Here is a 14060-nt window from a genome sequence, read left to right on the forward strand (position 1 = left end):
CGGCCTCACCCTCGCTCTGTTTCGTGGCTGCGGGAGGCTTGTCTTGGGCGCGCTCGTTTTTCCGTTTTCAATAATTTCAACAAGCGAGGAGGACCGCCATGGGCGTGACCAACCGGTTGGCCTGTTACTCCGACCCCGCCGACCACTATTCCCACCGGGTACGCATCGTGCTCGCAGAGAAGGGTGTCAGCGCCGAGATCATTACTGTGGAAGCGGGGCGTCAACCGCCGAAGCTGATCGAGGTGAACCCTTACGGCAGCCTGCCCACCCTGGTCGATCGTGACCTGGCGTTGTGGGAGTCGACCGTGGTGATGGAATATCTGGATGAGCGTTACCCGCATCCGCCGCTGCTGCCGGTTTATCCCGTGGCGCGGGCCAACAGCCGTTTGCTGATCCATCGCATTCAGCGTGACTGGTGTGCGCTGGTGGATACGATTCTGGATTCGCGCAGCAAGGAACCGGCGCGGGTGCAGGCGCGCAAGGAATTGCGCGAGAGCCTGACAGGGGCGTCGCCACTGTTTGCCGACAAGCCATTTTTCCTGAGTAATGAGCAAAGTCTGGTGGACTGCTGTCTATTACCGATACTCTGGCGTCTGCCGATTATGGGTATTGAATTGCCGCGGCCTGCAAAGCCGTTGCTCGATTATATGGAGCGCCAGTTTGCGCGTGAGGCTTTCCAGGCAAGCTTGTCTGGTGTCGAACGCGATATGCGCTAAGGAGCCGTTTTATGAACTCCAGTCGCCCTTATTTGGTTCGTGCTCTGTACGAATGGATAGTGGATAACGATTGTACGCCGCACATACTGGTCAATTCCGAGTATCCCTCGGTCCAGGTGCCGCAAGGTTTTGCCAGCGACGGGCAAATCGTCTTGAACGTTTCGCCCAGTGCAGTGCGTCATTTGCACATGGACAACGAGGCTGTCAGCTTCGAAGGGCGTTTCGGCGGTGTACCCCATACGCTTTTCGTGCCGATCAGCGCCATTCTCGGGATCTACGCCCGGGAGAATGGCCAGGGCATGGTGTTCGAGCTGGAAGCGCCCCAGGAGGGCGACGATGGGGTCGAGCCGGATGATGACGGTCCGCCGCCAGGTTCCGAGCCGCCGCGTCCGAGCGGTCGGCCAAGCTTGAAGGTCGTGAAGTAATAAAAAAGGCGCCTCCATCCGAGGCGCCTTTTTTACGTCTGCATTTTGGCTGGGTTGCGAGCTGTTCGTATGGGGGGGCGCAAGGCTCAGCGGCCTCTTCACGGGCAAGCCCTGCTCCTGCAATATCGTGTCGTACATAAGATCAGTGAACAACGACGCACTGTAGGAGCAGGGCTTGCCCGCGAAGGTCTCGGATCAGTCGATGTACTCGAACAGTTTGACGATCTTCTGCACGCCGCTGACTCCCTGCACCAGGTTGGTGGCGCGAGTGCCTTCGTCCTGGGTGACCAGGCCCAGCAGGTAGACGATGCCGTTCTCGGTGACGACCTTGATGCGCGAGCCGGGAATGCTGTTGTCGGTCAGCATCTGCGCCTTGATCTTGGTGGTCAGCCAGTTGTCGCTGCCGCGGGCCGCTATCGAGGAAGGCTCGATGACCTGCAGTTCGTTGTTGACCTTCTTCACCCGTTGAACTGCGGCGGCGGCCTGTTCGGCCTTGGCCTTGAGGTCTTCCCGCGGGGTCTGGCCGGCCAGCAGGACGATGCCGTTGTAGCTGGTGACGACGATATGCGAGCCGTTTTCCAGGCCAGGGTCGGCCTTGGCGACGTTGACCGCGACCTTGGTTTCGATCAGCGAGTCATCGATCTTGCTACCCAGGGTGCGGGTTCCGCGATCGTCGTTGATCGGATCGTCACGGGTGGCGGTCAGTACCGAGCTGCAGCCACTGATGCCCAGGCACAGGGTCAAGGCCAGCAGGCTAAGGCGATTGGTGGTCATTCTTCACTCCCGAACAATTGGCTGTCGATCAGATCGCAGAGGCAATGGATCGCCAGCAGGTGGACTTCCTGAATACGTGCGGTGACGTTGGCCGGGACGCGAATCTCGACATCCTCGGGCAGCAGCAGGGAAGCCATGCCGCCACCGTCGCGTCCGGTCAAGGCTACGACAATCATTTCGCGGTCATGTGCGGCCTGGATGGCCTGAATTATGTTGGCGGAGTTGCCGCTGGTGGAAATCGCCAGCAGCACGTCGCCCGGTTGGCCCAGTGCGCGGATCTGCTTGGAGAAGATTTCGTTGTAGCTGTAGTCGTTGGCGATCGAGGTGAGGGTCGAGCTGTCGGTGGTCAGTGCGATGGCCGGCAGGCTCGGTCGCTCGCGCTCGAAACGGTTGAGCAGTTCCGAGGAAAAGTGCTGGGCATCGCCGGCGGAGCCGCCGTTGCCGCAGGAGAGCATTTTGCCTTCGTTGAGCAGGGCATTGACCATGACCTGGCTGGCTTGCTCGATGTGAGGTGCAAGAACGTCCATCGCCTGTTGCTTGGTGTCGATACTGGCCTGGAAAAGCTGGCGAATTCGGGATTGCATGTCCATCTATGTGACCTTAAGTAGGGCGGCTGGTCGAGCGCAGACCGGGTCTTCCCGGTGGCTGCCCGGCACAAGAATGTGCAGCCCGCAAAGCAAAGAGCAAAATCGGTGGGTGAAAAGAGTAACCGGGTCGACAGCCTGGATCAGCTGTCGAAGGCATTCCGTAGCCAGTTCAGCTGGGGTGTCGTTTCGACCGGGCCGTCTATGGCCACGACGTCGAAACGGCAAGGGCAATGGGCCCAGCGTGATTCGCGTTGCAGGAAATACTGCGCGGCGAATATTACCTTCTTGCGCTTGCGGGCATCGATGCTGCCCAGTGCGCCACCCCATTGGGTGTTTTTCCTGTAACGAACTTCGACGAATACTACTGTATCGCCGTCGAGCATGACCAGATCAAGCTCGCCCCGTTTACATGTCCAGTTCTGCGCCAGCAGGCGCAGGCCCTGTTGTTCAAGATGCCGCAGCGCCAGGAGCTCGGCATCCTTGCCGTGTTCCAGGTGGGCGGCGGGTGCCATCAGCGCGGCGTATCCGGCAGGCGCTGGACCTGGCCGCTGACGAACTGGGCCCAAGGCAATTGGCGTTCGACCCGTTGCTGCGGATCCATGCTCAGGCTGCCGGAGAGACCTTCGATACGGCTGTCGGGCAGGGCCTTGAGTTGACCCAGGCGTGGCGCCAGGCGATAGGCGTCGACACCCATGGCATACAGGCGACCGAGGGCACCGTTGGCTTGTGGCCACTGCGCGGTGACCTGCTTGCGCAGCGGGTCGTTGGCGTCCAGCAACCAAGGGGTTTCGCAGAAGCGAACGCCGTTCATGTCGTTGTACTGGTTCTGGTCGCCGGTGGCGCTGAACACGTGGGAGGTCGCGTACACCGGCACATCACCGGCGTACTGGAAGTTCAGGGTCGGCTTGATCTGCTGCGCCTGTTGCGGTGTTGCGGCGAGGAAGATGAACTCGATGTCCTGGCGACGCGACGGCTGGGCGGCTACCTGGCCACCGACCGTGCTTTGCAGGCTCTTGGCGCGACCTTCGCTCTGGCGCAGCTGGAACAGCTCGGCAATCTGCTGGGCCAGGGCGACCGGCTGGTCGACACGTTCGATACCGACCACGGTACCGCCGTTGGCTTCCCAGTCCTGGCGGAAGGCCTTGAGCACGCGGTCACCCCATTCGCCTTTCGGCACCATGGCGGCGGCGCGGTGCAGGCCGTCGGCGCGGGCGCGACGGGCCACTTCGCGGGCTTCGTCTTCGGCGGCGAGGCCGAACTGGAACAACTGCGCCGGGTTCTGCGCGCTTTCGCTGTAGTTCAGTGCCAGGGTGGTGATCGGCAGTTGCGGGCGGGCGCTGAGCTGCTTGACCAGCGGCTTCTCCAGCGGGCCGATCACCAGTTGCACGCCGGACGCCTGGGCCTTGCGATAGAAGTCGTCGAGGGAGGTGAGGCGCGAGCTGTCGTAGAACTCGATGACCGGCGGCTTCTGACCGGCCTGCTCGGCCTGGTAGTGAGCGGCCATGAAGCCTTCACGCAGGGCCTTGCCGACCGAGGCCAGCGGACCGTCCTGGGGCAGCAGCAGGGCGATCTTGCTCAGCGGCTGGCTGGCCAGTTCCTTGAGTTTCACCAGGGGCAGCGGCAATTGCACGGCGGCCGGGTGCTTGGGGTTCTGCGCGCGCCAGGTGTCGATGGCCGCCTGCTGTTGTTCCAGGGTGCCGGAGGATTTCACCGCCAGTGCCAGGCTCAACCAACCGCTGAGGTCGTCGTTGCCGGTGGGCTGCAACTGGTCGGTGGGCAGGGCCGCGATCAGTGCCCAGATGGCTTCATGGTTGTTTTTTGCCGCGTCGCCGCTGAGCAGTGGGGCGATGAAGATGCGCTCGCGGGCGGCGGCCAGGGTCTGGCCGTCGGCTTCAAGGGCGCGGGCCCGCACGGTCTGGGTGCGAATCTGCTGGTCCACCGGCAGCTCGCTGAGGCGTTCCAGGCTCGGATGGCTCAAGGCAGTCAGCGCCGCCTTGGGCTGGTTGCGGGTCATCGCCAGTTCGGCCGCCAGGGTACTGGCGTACACCTGTTGCGCCGGCTTGAGGGTGTCCAGTGGAACCTGCGCAAGAATCTGCGAGGCGCGACCGCTGTCTTTCTGGCGGTAGGCCAGGTCGGCAGCGGTCAGGCGCAGCACCGCGGCTTGTTCCGGCGTCTTGCTGGAAGCCGCCTGCTCGAGCAGTTGCTCGATGCTGGCATTCGGGGTCCGTGGGAGTTCGCCAAGGCTGGAAGAGGGCGAGCTGGCGCAAGCCGCCAGCAAGGCAGCGAGGCAGAGGGCAGAGAACAGCCGCAGGCAAGCGATCATGTAGTGTTCCTGATACTCGATCATATGAGCGTGGAATTGTACCCAAGCACTGGCCGGGGCGCGATGTTACTGGCGTGAAACGGTCAAATTAGGTCGTACAAAGCGTGTCGCGGCACTCGAATCGCTCGCCTTTGGGCCCCGCACTCGCCGCTGTGAAGCATATCGGCAGGGCGGCTACGCGCTACAATGGCGTTTTCGTTCTTCTCGAGGTATGCGCTTTGACTGCTCCAGGTGCTTTGAATTCCGCTGTCGGCTCGCTTTATGTGGTGGCGACGCCCATTGGCAACCTGGATGACATCAGTGCGCGGGCCATGAAGGTGTTGCGCGACGTGTCGCTGATTGCCGCGGAAGACACCCGCCACTCACTCAGGCTGTTGCAGCACTTCGGAATTACGACGCCGCTTGCGGCCTGTCACGAGCACAACGAACGTGACGAAGGCAGCCGTTTCATCGCCAAGTTGCTGGCGGGCGAGGATGTGGCCCTGATCTCCGATGCGGGCACGCCGTTGATCTCCGATCCCGGGTATCACCTGGTGCGTCAGGCGCGGGCGGCAGGTATCAGTGTAGTGCCGGTTCCCGGCGCCTGCGCGTTGATCGCCGCGCTCTCGGCGGCGGGGCTGCCGTCCGATCGCTTCATCTTCGAAGGTTTCCTGCCGGCCAAGGCGGTGGGGCGTCGGGCTCGCCTGGAACTGCTCAAGGAAGAACCGCGCACGCTGATCTTCTATGAAGCACCGCACCGGATCCTCGAATGTCTGCAGGACATGGAGACGGTCTTCGGCGCCGAGCGCCCGGCGCTGCTGGCCCGTGAGCTGACCAAGACCTTCGAGACCCTCAAGGGCTTGCCGTTGAGCGAGCTGCGCGGCTTTGTCGAGGCGGATGCCAACCAGCAGCGCGGTGAGTGCGTGGTGCTGGTCGCCGGCTGGACGGCGCCGGAAAACGACGATGCGGTCGGCAGCGAGGCGATGCGCGTCCTCGACCTGTTGCTCCTGGAAATGCCGCTCAAGCGTGCCGCGGCCCTGGCGGCGGAAATCACCGGGGTGCGCAAGAACCTGCTGTATCAGGTGGCGCTGGATCGGCAGAAAAATGCCTGACCGATTCGGGCGTAGGTTGGATCCCATTCGACCATGGGAACCGGCCTGCCGGTGTTTGCCGGGACAGCGCCCAGTGGCGAAACGCCTTTAATGCTTGTCCTTCAGGGCATGTGCCGGTAACCTTCGCGGCGGAGAGTCGATTGGACAGTCGCTGCCCCCTATGAAAATTAGGGGGGGGAGGAAAGTCCGGGCTCCATAGGGCGGAGTGCCAGGTAATGCCTGGGAGGCGTGAGCCTACGGAAAGTGCCACAGAAAATAACCGCCTAAGCGCTTCGGCGCCGGTAAGGGTGAAAAGGTGCGGTAAGAGCGCACCGCACGGCTGGCAACAGTTCGTGGCTAGGTAAACCCCACTCGGAGCAAGACCAAATAGGGTTCCAAGGCGTGGCCCGCGCTGGAACCGGGTAGGTTGCTAAAGATGTCCAGTGATGGCCATCGTAGAGGAATGACTGTCCTCGACAGAACCCGGCTTACAGATCGACTCTCCACCTCTTTCCCTCCCTGCACGCAATCGCTGGCAGAAGCGCATTTGTAATACCGAAAAAATCTTACTCTTCACAAATCACTTTAACTTCCACACTCAAATTTCTGAGTGGCTTGAAGTTCGTCTCCGGAAACACTCTCCCGATTGTCGAATTACCTCCTTTTATGCTCCTAAATCTCCGATCTGTAAGGCTTTTCCTTAAGACCGCGCCTTGACGGTGTGGTGGGCGCATTCCTATAGTGTGCGCAAGTGGAGGAAAGTGGCATGAAGTGGGTTTTTTTGACGTAAAACGCTAATATTTGGAGAAACGCAGCTGTGTTTCGCGGAGCCAACGCTATCAGTCTCGATGCAAAGGGCCGTCTCGCTATGCCGAGCCGGTACCGTGACGAGCTCGTTTCGCGTAGTTCCGGCCAACTGATCGTGACCATTGATGCCGTGGACCCCTGTTTGTGTGTGTACCCGCTCGACGAGTGGGAGCTGATTGAAACCAAGCTGCGTGCGTTGCCGTCGTTGCGGGAAGAGAACCGCCGGCTGCAGCGTTTGCTGATTGGTAATGCCGTCGACCTCGAGCTCGACGGCAGCGGCCGTTTCCTGGTGCCGCCGCGCCTGCGCGAGTACGCGAAGCTGGACAAGCACGCGATGCTGGTGGGCCAACTGAACAAGTTTCAACTGTGGGACGAGGACGCCTGGAACGCTGTATCGGCAGCGGACCTGGCGGCCATTCAACAACCGGGCGCGATGCCTGATGAACTGCGTGATCTGATCCTGTGACTATTGATAGCGGCTTTAACCACATCACCGTACTGCTTGACGAAGCCGTCGAGGCTCTCGCCGTACGCCCTGATGGCTGCTATCTGGATGGCACCTTCGGCCGTGGCGGGCATAGCCGGCTGATTCTCAGCAAGCTCGGGCCGGGTGGCCGACTCCTCGGGTTCGACAAGGATCCTCAGGCGATTGCCACCGGGCAAGCGCTAGCGGCCGAAGACGGCCGCTTTGTCGTTGTGCAGCGCAGCTTTGCCGAGCTCGGTTCGGAAATCGTCGAGCGTGACATGGCCGGCAAGGTCAACGGCATCCTGCTCGACCTTGGCGTGTCCTCGCCGCAGCTCGACGATCCGGAGCGTGGCTTCAGTTTCATGAACGACGGCCCGCTGGATATGCGCATGGACCCGTCCCGTGGCATCAGTGCCGCCGAGTTCATTGCCACTGCACCGGCTGAAGAAATTGCCCGGGTCTTCAAGGAATACGGCGAAGAACGTTTCTCCGGACGCATGGCCCGTGCCGTGGTCGAGCGTCGCGTGATCAAACCCTTCGAGCGCACCGCCGACCTGGCCGAAGTGCTGAAGGTCGCCAACCCGGCCTGGGAAAAGGGCAAGAACCCGGCGACCCGTGCGTTCCAGGGCCTGCGCATCCACGTCAACAACGAACTGGGCGATCTGGAAACCGGTCTCGAAGCGGCGCTCGACGCCCTCGAAGTCGGCGGCCGTCTGGTAGTGATCAGCTTCCACTCCCTGGAAGACCGCATCGTCAAACTGTTCATGCGCCGCCTGGTCAAGGGCGAAAGCGACAACCTGCCGCGTAACCTGCCGGTCCGCCACCAGGCTTTCGAGCCGCGGATCAAAGTGCATGGCAAGGCCCAGTTCGCCTCCGAAGCCGAGCTCAAGGCCAACCCGCGTGCGCGCAGCGCCGTCATGCGCGTCGCGGAGAAGTTGCGGTGAGCAAGCTCTACGCCAAGCCACTTCCAGGCGGAAGCTTTTTCATGTTCCTGCTGTTTGTCGCCGTGCTGGTTTCCGCCATCGGCGTGGCCTACAGCGCGCACTGGAACCGTCAGTTGCTCAACTCGCTGTACAACGAGCTGAGCGTGCGTGACAAGGCCCAGGCCGAATGGGGTCGCCTGATCCTCGAGCAGAGCACCTGGACCGCCCACAGCCGGATCGAAACCCTGGCCACCGAACAACTGAAGATGCGCATCCCCAGCCCATCCGAAGTCAGGATGGTGGCGCCATGATGAAACTCGAAGGCGCGCTCTATCCGTGGCGCTTCCGCGTGGTCCTCGGCGCGCTGGCGATCATGGTCGGCTATATCAGCTGGAAGATCGTCGACCTGCAGGTCATCGACCGGGCGTTCCTGATCGGCCAGGGCGATGCGCGCAGCATGCGGCATATCCCGATTCCGGCGCACCGTGGCCTGATCACCGACCGTAATGGCGAGCCCCTGGCCGTCAGTACCCCGGTGACCACGCTGTGGGCCAACGCCAAGGAAATGCAACTGGCCAAGGATCGCTGGCCGGCGCTGGCCATTGCGCTCGGGCAGGACCCGAAGCTGCTGACCGAGCGCCTGGAACAGCAGGCCAATAAAGAATTCATCTACCTGGTCCGCGGCCTGACCCCGGAGCAGGGCCAGTCCGTGCTCGACCTCAAGGTTCCTGGCGTCTACGGCATCGAGGAGTTCCGGCGGTTCTACCCGGCCGGTGAAGTGGCGGCCCATATGGTCGGCTTTACCGACATCGACGACCACGGTCGTGAAGGGGTGGAACTGGCTTACGACGAGTGGCTGGCCGGGGTTCCCGGCAAGCGACAGGTGATCAAGGACCGGCGCGGCCGGCTGATCAAGGATGTCCAGGTCACCAAAAACGCCAAGGCCGGCAAGCCCTTGGCGTTGTCCATTGACCTGCGCCTGCAATACCTGGCCAACCGCGAACTGCGCAACGCCCTCGTGGAAAACGGCGCCAAGGCCGGCAGCCTGGTGATCATGGACGTGAAGACCGGCGAGATCCTCGCCATGGTCAACCAGCCGACCTACAACCCCAACAACCGGCGCAACCTGCAACCGGCGATGATGCGCAATCGCGCGATGATCGACGTGTTCGAGCCGGGTTCGACCATGAAACCGATCTCCATGAGCGCGGCCCTGGAAACCGGCCGCTGGAAACCCAGCGACACGGTGGAGGTCTACCCGGGCACCCTGCAGTTGGGCAAGTACACCATTCGTGACGTGTCCAAGACCGAAGGTCCGGTGCTCGACCTGACCGGCATCCTGATCAACTCCAGTAACGTCGGCATGAGCAAGGTCGCCTTCGATATCGGCGGCGAAGCGATTTTCCGCGTGATGCAGAAAGTCGGCCTGGGCCAGGACACCGGCCTCGGCTTCCCCGGCGAGCGGGTCGGCAACCTGCCGAACTACCGCGAGTGGCGCAAGGCCGAGACCGCGACCCTGTCCTACGGCTACGGCCTTTCGGTGACCGCGATCCAGCTGGTGCACGCGTTCTCGGCCCTGGCCAACAACGGCAAGATCGTGCCGCTGACCTTGATCAAGACCGACAAGATGCCCGAGGGTACCCAGGTTATCCCGGAAAATGTCGCCAAGACCATGCAAGGTATGTTGCAACAAGTGATCGAGGCGCCGCGCGGTGTCTGGCGCGCGAAAGTGCCGGCCTATCACGTGGCCGGAAAGTCCGGTACGGCGCGCAAGACCTCGGTCGGCACCAAGGGTTATGAGGAAAACGCCTACCGCTCGCTGTTCGCCGGTTTCGGCCCGATGAGCGATCCGCGCTACGCCATCGTGGTGGTGATCGACGAACCGAGCAAGGCCGGTTACTTCGGTGGCCTGGTCTCGGCACCGGTCTTCAGCAAAGTCATGTCCGGCACTCTGCGCCTGATGAACGTCATCCCCGACGACTTGCCGACAACGCCCCAGCAGCAGGCCATTGTCGCGCCTGCCCCGGTTAAAGGAGGGCGTGGTTAATGTCCCTGAGCCTGAACAAGATTTTTGCCCACGCCGGTCGCGATCTGCTGATTCGCGAATTGGCGCTCGACAGCCGTAAAGTCCGCGCCGGCGACCTGTTCCTGGCGATACCGGGCGGCAAGGTCGACGGCCGCAACCATATTGCCGACGCCTTGCAGCGCGGCGCGGCGGCGGTCGCCTATGAAGTCGAAGGCGCCACCGTGCTGCCGATCACCGATGTGCCGCTGATCCCGGTCAAGGGCCTGGCCGCGCAGCTCTCCGATATCGCCGGGCGTTTCTACGGTGATCCGAGTCGCCACCTGAACCTGGTGGGCGTGACCGGGACCAACGGCAAGACCAGTGTCAGCCAGTTGATTGCCCAGGCTCTGGATCTGCTGGGCCAGCATTGCGGCATTCTCGGCACACTGGGAACGGGTTTTCACGGTGCGCTGCAGAGCGGCATGCTGACGACGCCGGACCCGATTGCCGTGCAGGCGAGCCTGGCCGACTTGAAGAAAGCCGGGGCCAAGGCCGTGGCCATGGAAGTGTCTTCCCACGGTCTGGATCAAGGACGGGTGACCGCGCTGGCGTTCGACGTGGCGGTGTTCACCAACCTGTCCCGCGATCACCTGGATTATCACGGCACCATGCAGGCCTACGGCGCGGCCAAGGCCAAGCTGTTCAACTGGACCGACCTGAGCTGCCGCGTCATCAATATCGACGATGAGTTCGGTCGCCAGTTGGCTTTGGAAAAACATGAATCGCGCCTGGTGACCTATAGCCTGGAAGATCCGAGCGCCTACCTCTATTGCCGCGACGCGCAATTCAGCGACGAAGGCGTGCGCGCCACGCTGGTGACGCCGCAGGGCGAGCATCATCTGCGCGGTGCCCTGCTCGGGCGTTTCAATCTGAGCAATCTGCTGGCGGCGATCGGTGCCTTGCTGGGCCTGGATTACCCGCTGGACGAGATCCTGCGGGTGTTGCCACAGCTCGAAGGTCCGGCCGGTCGCATGCAACGCCTGGGTGGCGGTGCCCGGCCATTGGTGGTGGTCGACTACGCCCACACCCCGGATGCCCTGGAAAAAGTCCTGCTGGCCCTGCGTCCCCACGCCAAGGGTCAATTGCTCTGCCTGTTCGGCTGTGGCGGCGACCGCGATCGCGGCAAGCGTCCGCTGATGGCGGAAGTGGTCGAGCGTCTGGCCGATGTGGCGCTGGTCACCGATGACAATCCGCGTTCGGAAACCCCTTCGCGGATTTTCGACGATATCCGTGCCGGCTTCGTGGCCGCGGACAAGGTCCGTTTTGTCGCCGGTCGCGGCCTGGCCATCGCCGAACTGATTGCCGGTGCTTCGGCCGACGACGTGATCGTCCTGGCCGGCAAAGGTCATGAGGACTATCAGGAGATCAACGGCCAGCGCCATGACTTCTCCGATCTGGTCGAAGCCACCAAGGCCCTGGATGCCTGGGAGGTCGCCCATGCTTGAGGCGATGAAACTCAGCGAAGTGGCCAATGCCTTGTCGGCGCGCCTGCTGGCGGCCGACGCCAGCTTCAATGGCGTCAGCATCGACAGCCGGGCGATTCAGCCGGGCCAGTTGTTTGTCGCGCTGGCCGGGCCGCGTTTCGACGGTCACGATTATCTCGACGATGTCGCCGCCAAAGGCGCCGTCGCGGCACTGGTCGAGCGTGAAGTGGCCGGCAGCAAGCTGCCGCAGTTGCTGGTCGCCGACAGCCGTCTGGCCCTGGGGCAGTTGGGCGCGCTGAACCGCGCCGCCTTTACCCAGCCGGTGGCGGCCATTACCGGCTCCAGCGGCAAGACCACGGTCAAGGAACTGCTCGCGAGCATCCTGCGCACCCGTGGCCTGGTCCTGGCCACTCGCGGCAACCTGAACAATGAACTGGGTGTGCCGCTGACCCTGCTCGAACTGGCCCCGGAGCACAGTGCCGCGGTCATTGAGCTGGGGGCGTCGCGCCTCGGCGAAATTGCCTACACCGTCGCCATGACCAAGCCCCATGTGGCCGTACTGAACAATGCCGGAACCGCCCATGTCGGCGAGTTCGGTGGTCCCGAGAAAATCGTCGAGGCCAAGGGCGAAATCATTGAAGGGCTGCAGGCCGACGGCGTGGCGGTCCTCAACCTGGACGACAAGGCTTTCGGTATCTGGCAAACCCGTGCCGCCGGTCGAAAAGTCCTGAGCTTTGCCCTGGAAAACACCGCCGCCGATTTCCATGGCGGACAGATTTCCCGTGATCCGCGCGGCTGCCCAAGATTTGAACTGCACAGCCCACTGGGCAGTGCCCCGGTGCAACTGAACCTGCTGGGCACCCACAACGTGGCCAATGCCCTGGCCGCCGCCGCCGCCGCCCATGCCCTCGGCGTTTCCCTGCCGGGCATCGTGGCCGGGCTGGAAGCGGTGCGGCCGGTCAAGGGGCGCACGGTGGCGCAATTAGCAATCAATGGCATTCGTGTCATTGACGACACCTACAACGCCAACCCTGCCTCAATCGCTGCCGCCGTTGATATACTCGCCGGCTTTTCCGGCCGCACCGTTCTGGTGCTCGGAGATATCGGCGAGTTGGGCGAGTGGGCGGAGCAAGGACATCGTGAAGTAGGCGCTTATGCCGCCGACAAGGTTTCAGCGCTATATGCGGTGGGACCGATGATGGTTCATGCCGTCAACGCCTTCGGCCTGCACGCCCGTCATTTCGCCACCCAGGCCGATCTGATCGAGGCGCTGGGCGCCGAGCAAGACACTGACACCACCATTTTGATCAAGGGTTCGCGCAGCGCTGCGATGGAAAACATCGTGGCGGCTTTGTGTGGGCCCGCTTCTGACGAACACAAGGGAGAGAAGCATTAATGCTGCTGCTGCTAGCGGAGTACCTGCAACAGTTTCACAAAGGCTTTGCGGTCTTTCAGTACCTGACCCTGCGCGGGATTCTCGGGGTACTGACCGCACTGTCTTTGTCGCTGTGCCTGGGTCCCTGGATGATCCGTACGTTGCAGAATCGCCAGATCGGCCAATCCGTGCGCAATGACGGTCCGCAATCGCACCTGTCCAAGTCCGGTACGCCGACCATGGGCGGTGCCTTGATTCTCTCGGCCATCGGCATCAGCACCTTGCTCTGGGCCGACCTGCACAACCGTTATGTCTGGGTGGTCCTGTTGGTCACCCTGCTGTTCGGCGCCGTCGGCTGGGTCGACGATTACCGCAAGGTGATCGAGAAGAACTCCCGTGGCCTGCCGAGCCGCTGGAAATATTTCTGGCAGTCGGTGTTCGGCCTCGGCGCCGCGATCTTCCTGTTCATGACCGCGCAGACCCCGGTGGAAACCACCCTGATCGTGCCGATGCTCAAGGATGTCAGCGTCCCGCTGGGTGTCGGTTTCGTCGTCCTGACCTACTTCGTCATCGTCGGTTCGAGCAACGCGGTCAACCTGACCGACGGCCTCGACGGCCTGGCGATCATGCCGACGGTGATGGTTGGCGGCGCACTGGGGATCTTCTGCTACCTGTCGGGTAACGTGAAGTTTGCCGAATACCTGCTGATTCCCTATGTCCCGGGCGCGGGCGAGCTGATCGTGTTCTGCGGCGCGCTGATCGGTGCCGGCCTGGGCTTCCTCTGGTTCAACACCTATCCGGCCCAGGTCTTCATGGGCGACGTCGGCGCGCTGGCGCTGGGCGCGGCGCTGGGCACCATTGCGGTGATCGTTCGCCAGGAAATCGTCCTGTTCATCATGGGCGGTGTGTTCGTGATGGAAACCCTGTCGGTGGTGATCCAGGTCGCTTCCTTCAAATTGACGGGCCGCCGTGTGTTCCGCATGGCGCCGATTCACCACCACTTTGAACTCAAGGGTTGGCCCGAGCCACGGGTGATCGTCCGTTTCTGGATTATCACCGTGATCCTGGTGCTGGTCGGCCTTGCCACTCTGAAGCTGAGGTAGAA

General features: G+C 62.5%; 14 protein-coding genes and 1 other RNA gene. 11 read left to right on the forward strand and 4 right to left on the reverse strand.

What is annotated here, in order from left to right; all coding sequences use genetic code 11:
- The first annotated feature begins 98 nt into the window (after nucleotides 1-98).
- Together CWE01_RS14850 and CWE01_RS14855 are read left to right on the forward strand one after the other, a co-directional pair.
- Entirely contained in the window at nucleotides 99-716 is a 618-nt protein-coding gene (locus CWE01_RS14850; RefSeq protein ID WP_100941289.1) for a glutathione S-transferase N-terminal domain-containing protein, read from the forward strand.
- Nucleotides 717-727: 11 nt separating this feature from the next.
- Entirely contained in the window at nucleotides 728-1141 is a 414-nt protein-coding gene (locus tag CWE01_RS14855; protein ID WP_100941290.1) for a ClpXP protease specificity-enhancing factor, read from the forward strand.
- A 195-nt stretch (nucleotides 1142-1336) separates the two neighbouring features.
- Here the strand turns inward: CWE01_RS14855 and CWE01_RS14860 are convergent, their stop codons facing one another.
- The 4 genes from CWE01_RS14860 to CWE01_RS14875 form a co-directional block, all read right to left on the reverse strand.
- Nucleotides 1337-1915 carry a BON domain-containing protein gene (locus tag CWE01_RS14860; protein ID WP_100941291.1) on the reverse strand — a complete coding sequence of 193 codons (579 nt, stop codon included), beginning with the start codon at nucleotides 1913-1915 and terminating at the stop codon, nucleotides 1337-1339.
- On the reverse strand, nucleotides 1912-2505 hold the full coding sequence (locus CWE01_RS14865) for a phosphoheptose isomerase (RefSeq protein WP_100941292.1): 594 nt from the start codon (nucleotides 2503-2505) through the stop codon (nucleotides 1912-1914). Before CWE01_RS14865 ends, CWE01_RS14860 begins: the two co-directional genes overlap by 4 nt.
- Before the next feature lie 137 nt (nucleotides 2506-2642).
- Nucleotides 2643-3014 (reverse strand): YraN family protein, encoded by a 372-nt coding sequence (locus CWE01_RS14870; RefSeq protein WP_100941293.1) that lies wholly within the window; start codon nucleotides 3012-3014, stop codon nucleotides 2643-2645.
- Complete coding sequence (locus CWE01_RS14875; protein ID WP_100941294.1) at nucleotides 3014-4825, reverse strand: penicillin-binding protein activator; 1812 nt, start codon at nucleotides 4823-4825, stop codon at nucleotides 3014-3016. The genes CWE01_RS14870 and CWE01_RS14875 overlap by 1 nt, the downstream gene beginning before the upstream one ends.
- A 236-nt stretch (nucleotides 4826-5061) precedes the next feature.
- Between CWE01_RS14875 and rsmI the strand changes: the two genes are divergently transcribed.
- From rsmI to mraY, 9 genes are all read left to right on the forward strand, one after another.
- Nucleotides 5062-5916 (forward strand): 16S rRNA (cytidine(1402)-2'-O)-methyltransferase, encoded by an 855-nt coding sequence (gene rsmI / locus CWE01_RS14880; RefSeq protein ID WP_177410480.1) that lies wholly within the window; start codon nucleotides 5062-5064, stop codon nucleotides 5914-5916.
- Between the two features lie 132 nt (nucleotides 5917-6048).
- Nucleotides 6049-6402: RNase P RNA component class A (gene rnpB / locus CWE01_RS14885), an RNA gene on the forward strand.
- 310 nt (nucleotides 6403-6712) lie between these two features.
- Nucleotides 6713-7168 carry a division/cell wall cluster transcriptional repressor MraZ gene (gene mraZ / locus CWE01_RS14890; RefSeq protein ID WP_100941295.1) on the forward strand — a complete coding sequence of 152 codons (456 nt, stop codon included), beginning with the start codon at nucleotides 6713-6715 and terminating at the stop codon, nucleotides 7166-7168.
- Nucleotides 7165-8112: a 16S rRNA (cytosine(1402)-N(4))-methyltransferase RsmH gene (gene rsmH, locus CWE01_RS14895; RefSeq protein WP_371315572.1), complete on the forward strand. Its 948-nt coding sequence runs from the start codon at nucleotides 7165-7167 to the stop codon at nucleotides 8110-8112. Before mraZ ends, rsmH begins: the two co-directional genes overlap by 4 nt.
- A complete protein-coding gene (ftsL, locus tag CWE01_RS14900; RefSeq protein WP_100941296.1) occupies nucleotides 8109-8402 on the forward strand; it encodes a cell division protein FtsL in 294 nt (97 codons plus the stop codon). The genes rsmH and ftsL overlap by 4 nt, the downstream gene beginning before the upstream one ends.
- Nucleotides 8402-10138, forward strand: coding sequence for a penicillin-binding protein 2 (locus tag CWE01_RS14905; RefSeq protein ID WP_177145043.1), 1737 nt, complete (start codon nucleotides 8402-8404; stop codon nucleotides 10136-10138). The genes ftsL and CWE01_RS14905 overlap by 1 nt, the downstream gene beginning before the upstream one ends.
- Nucleotides 10138-11601: a UDP-N-acetylmuramoyl-L-alanyl-D-glutamate--2,6-diaminopimelate ligase gene (locus CWE01_RS14910; RefSeq protein WP_100941298.1), complete on the forward strand. Its 1464-nt coding sequence runs from the start codon at nucleotides 10138-10140 to the stop codon at nucleotides 11599-11601. Before CWE01_RS14905 ends, CWE01_RS14910 begins: the two co-directional genes overlap by 1 nt.
- Complete coding sequence (gene murF / locus CWE01_RS14915; RefSeq protein ID WP_100941299.1) at nucleotides 11594-12976, forward strand: UDP-N-acetylmuramoyl-tripeptide--D-alanyl-D-alanine ligase; 1383 nt, start codon at nucleotides 11594-11596, stop codon at nucleotides 12974-12976. Before CWE01_RS14910 ends, murF begins: the two co-directional genes overlap by 8 nt.
- Nucleotides 12976-14058, forward strand: a complete 1083-nt coding sequence (gene mraY, locus CWE01_RS14920) for a phospho-N-acetylmuramoyl-pentapeptide-transferase (RefSeq protein ID WP_100941300.1) — start codon at nucleotides 12976-12978, stop codon at nucleotides 14056-14058. The genes murF and mraY overlap by 1 nt, the downstream gene beginning before the upstream one ends.
- Nucleotides 14059-14060: the final 2 nt, after the last annotated feature.

Source organism: Pseudomonas sp. QS1027 (assembly GCF_002814235.1).
Lineage (GTDB): Bacteria > Pseudomonadota > Gammaproteobacteria > Pseudomonadales > Pseudomonadaceae > Aquipseudomonas.

Coding starts and splice junctions, on each gene's coding strand:
- CWE01_RS14850 (WP_100941289.1), top strand. CDS start 99: ATGGGCGTGACCAACCGGTTGGCCTGTTACTCCGACCCCGCCGACCAC.
- CWE01_RS14855 (WP_100941290.1), top strand. CDS start 728: ATGAACTCCAGTCGCCCTTATTTGGTTCGTGCTCTGTACGAATGGATA.
- CWE01_RS14860 (WP_100941291.1), bottom strand. CDS start 1,915: ATGACCACCAATCGCCTTAGCCTGCTGGCCTTGACCCTGTGCCTGGGC.
- CWE01_RS14865 (WP_100941292.1), bottom strand. CDS start 2,505: ATGGACATGCAATCCCGAATTCGCCAGCTTTTCCAGGCCAGTATCGAC.
- CWE01_RS14870 (WP_100941293.1), bottom strand. CDS start 3,014: ATGGCACCCGCCGCCCACCTGGAACACGGCAAGGATGCCGAGCTCCTG.
- CWE01_RS14875 (WP_100941294.1), bottom strand. CDS start 4,825: ATGATCGCTTGCCTGCGGCTGTTCTCTGCCCTCTGCCTCGCTGCCTTG.
- CWE01_RS14905 (WP_177145043.1), top strand. CDS start 8,402: ATGAAACTCGAAGGCGCGCTCTATCCGTGGCGCTTCCGCGTGGTCCTC.
- CWE01_RS14910 (WP_100941298.1), top strand. CDS start 10,138: ATGTCCCTGAGCCTGAACAAGATTTTTGCCCACGCCGGTCGCGATCTG.
- murF (WP_100941299.1), top strand. CDS start 11,594: ATGCTTGAGGCGATGAAACTCAGCGAAGTGGCCAATGCCTTGTCGGCG.
- mraY (WP_100941300.1), top strand. CDS start 12,976: ATGCTGCTGCTGCTAGCGGAGTACCTGCAACAGTTTCACAAAGGCTTT.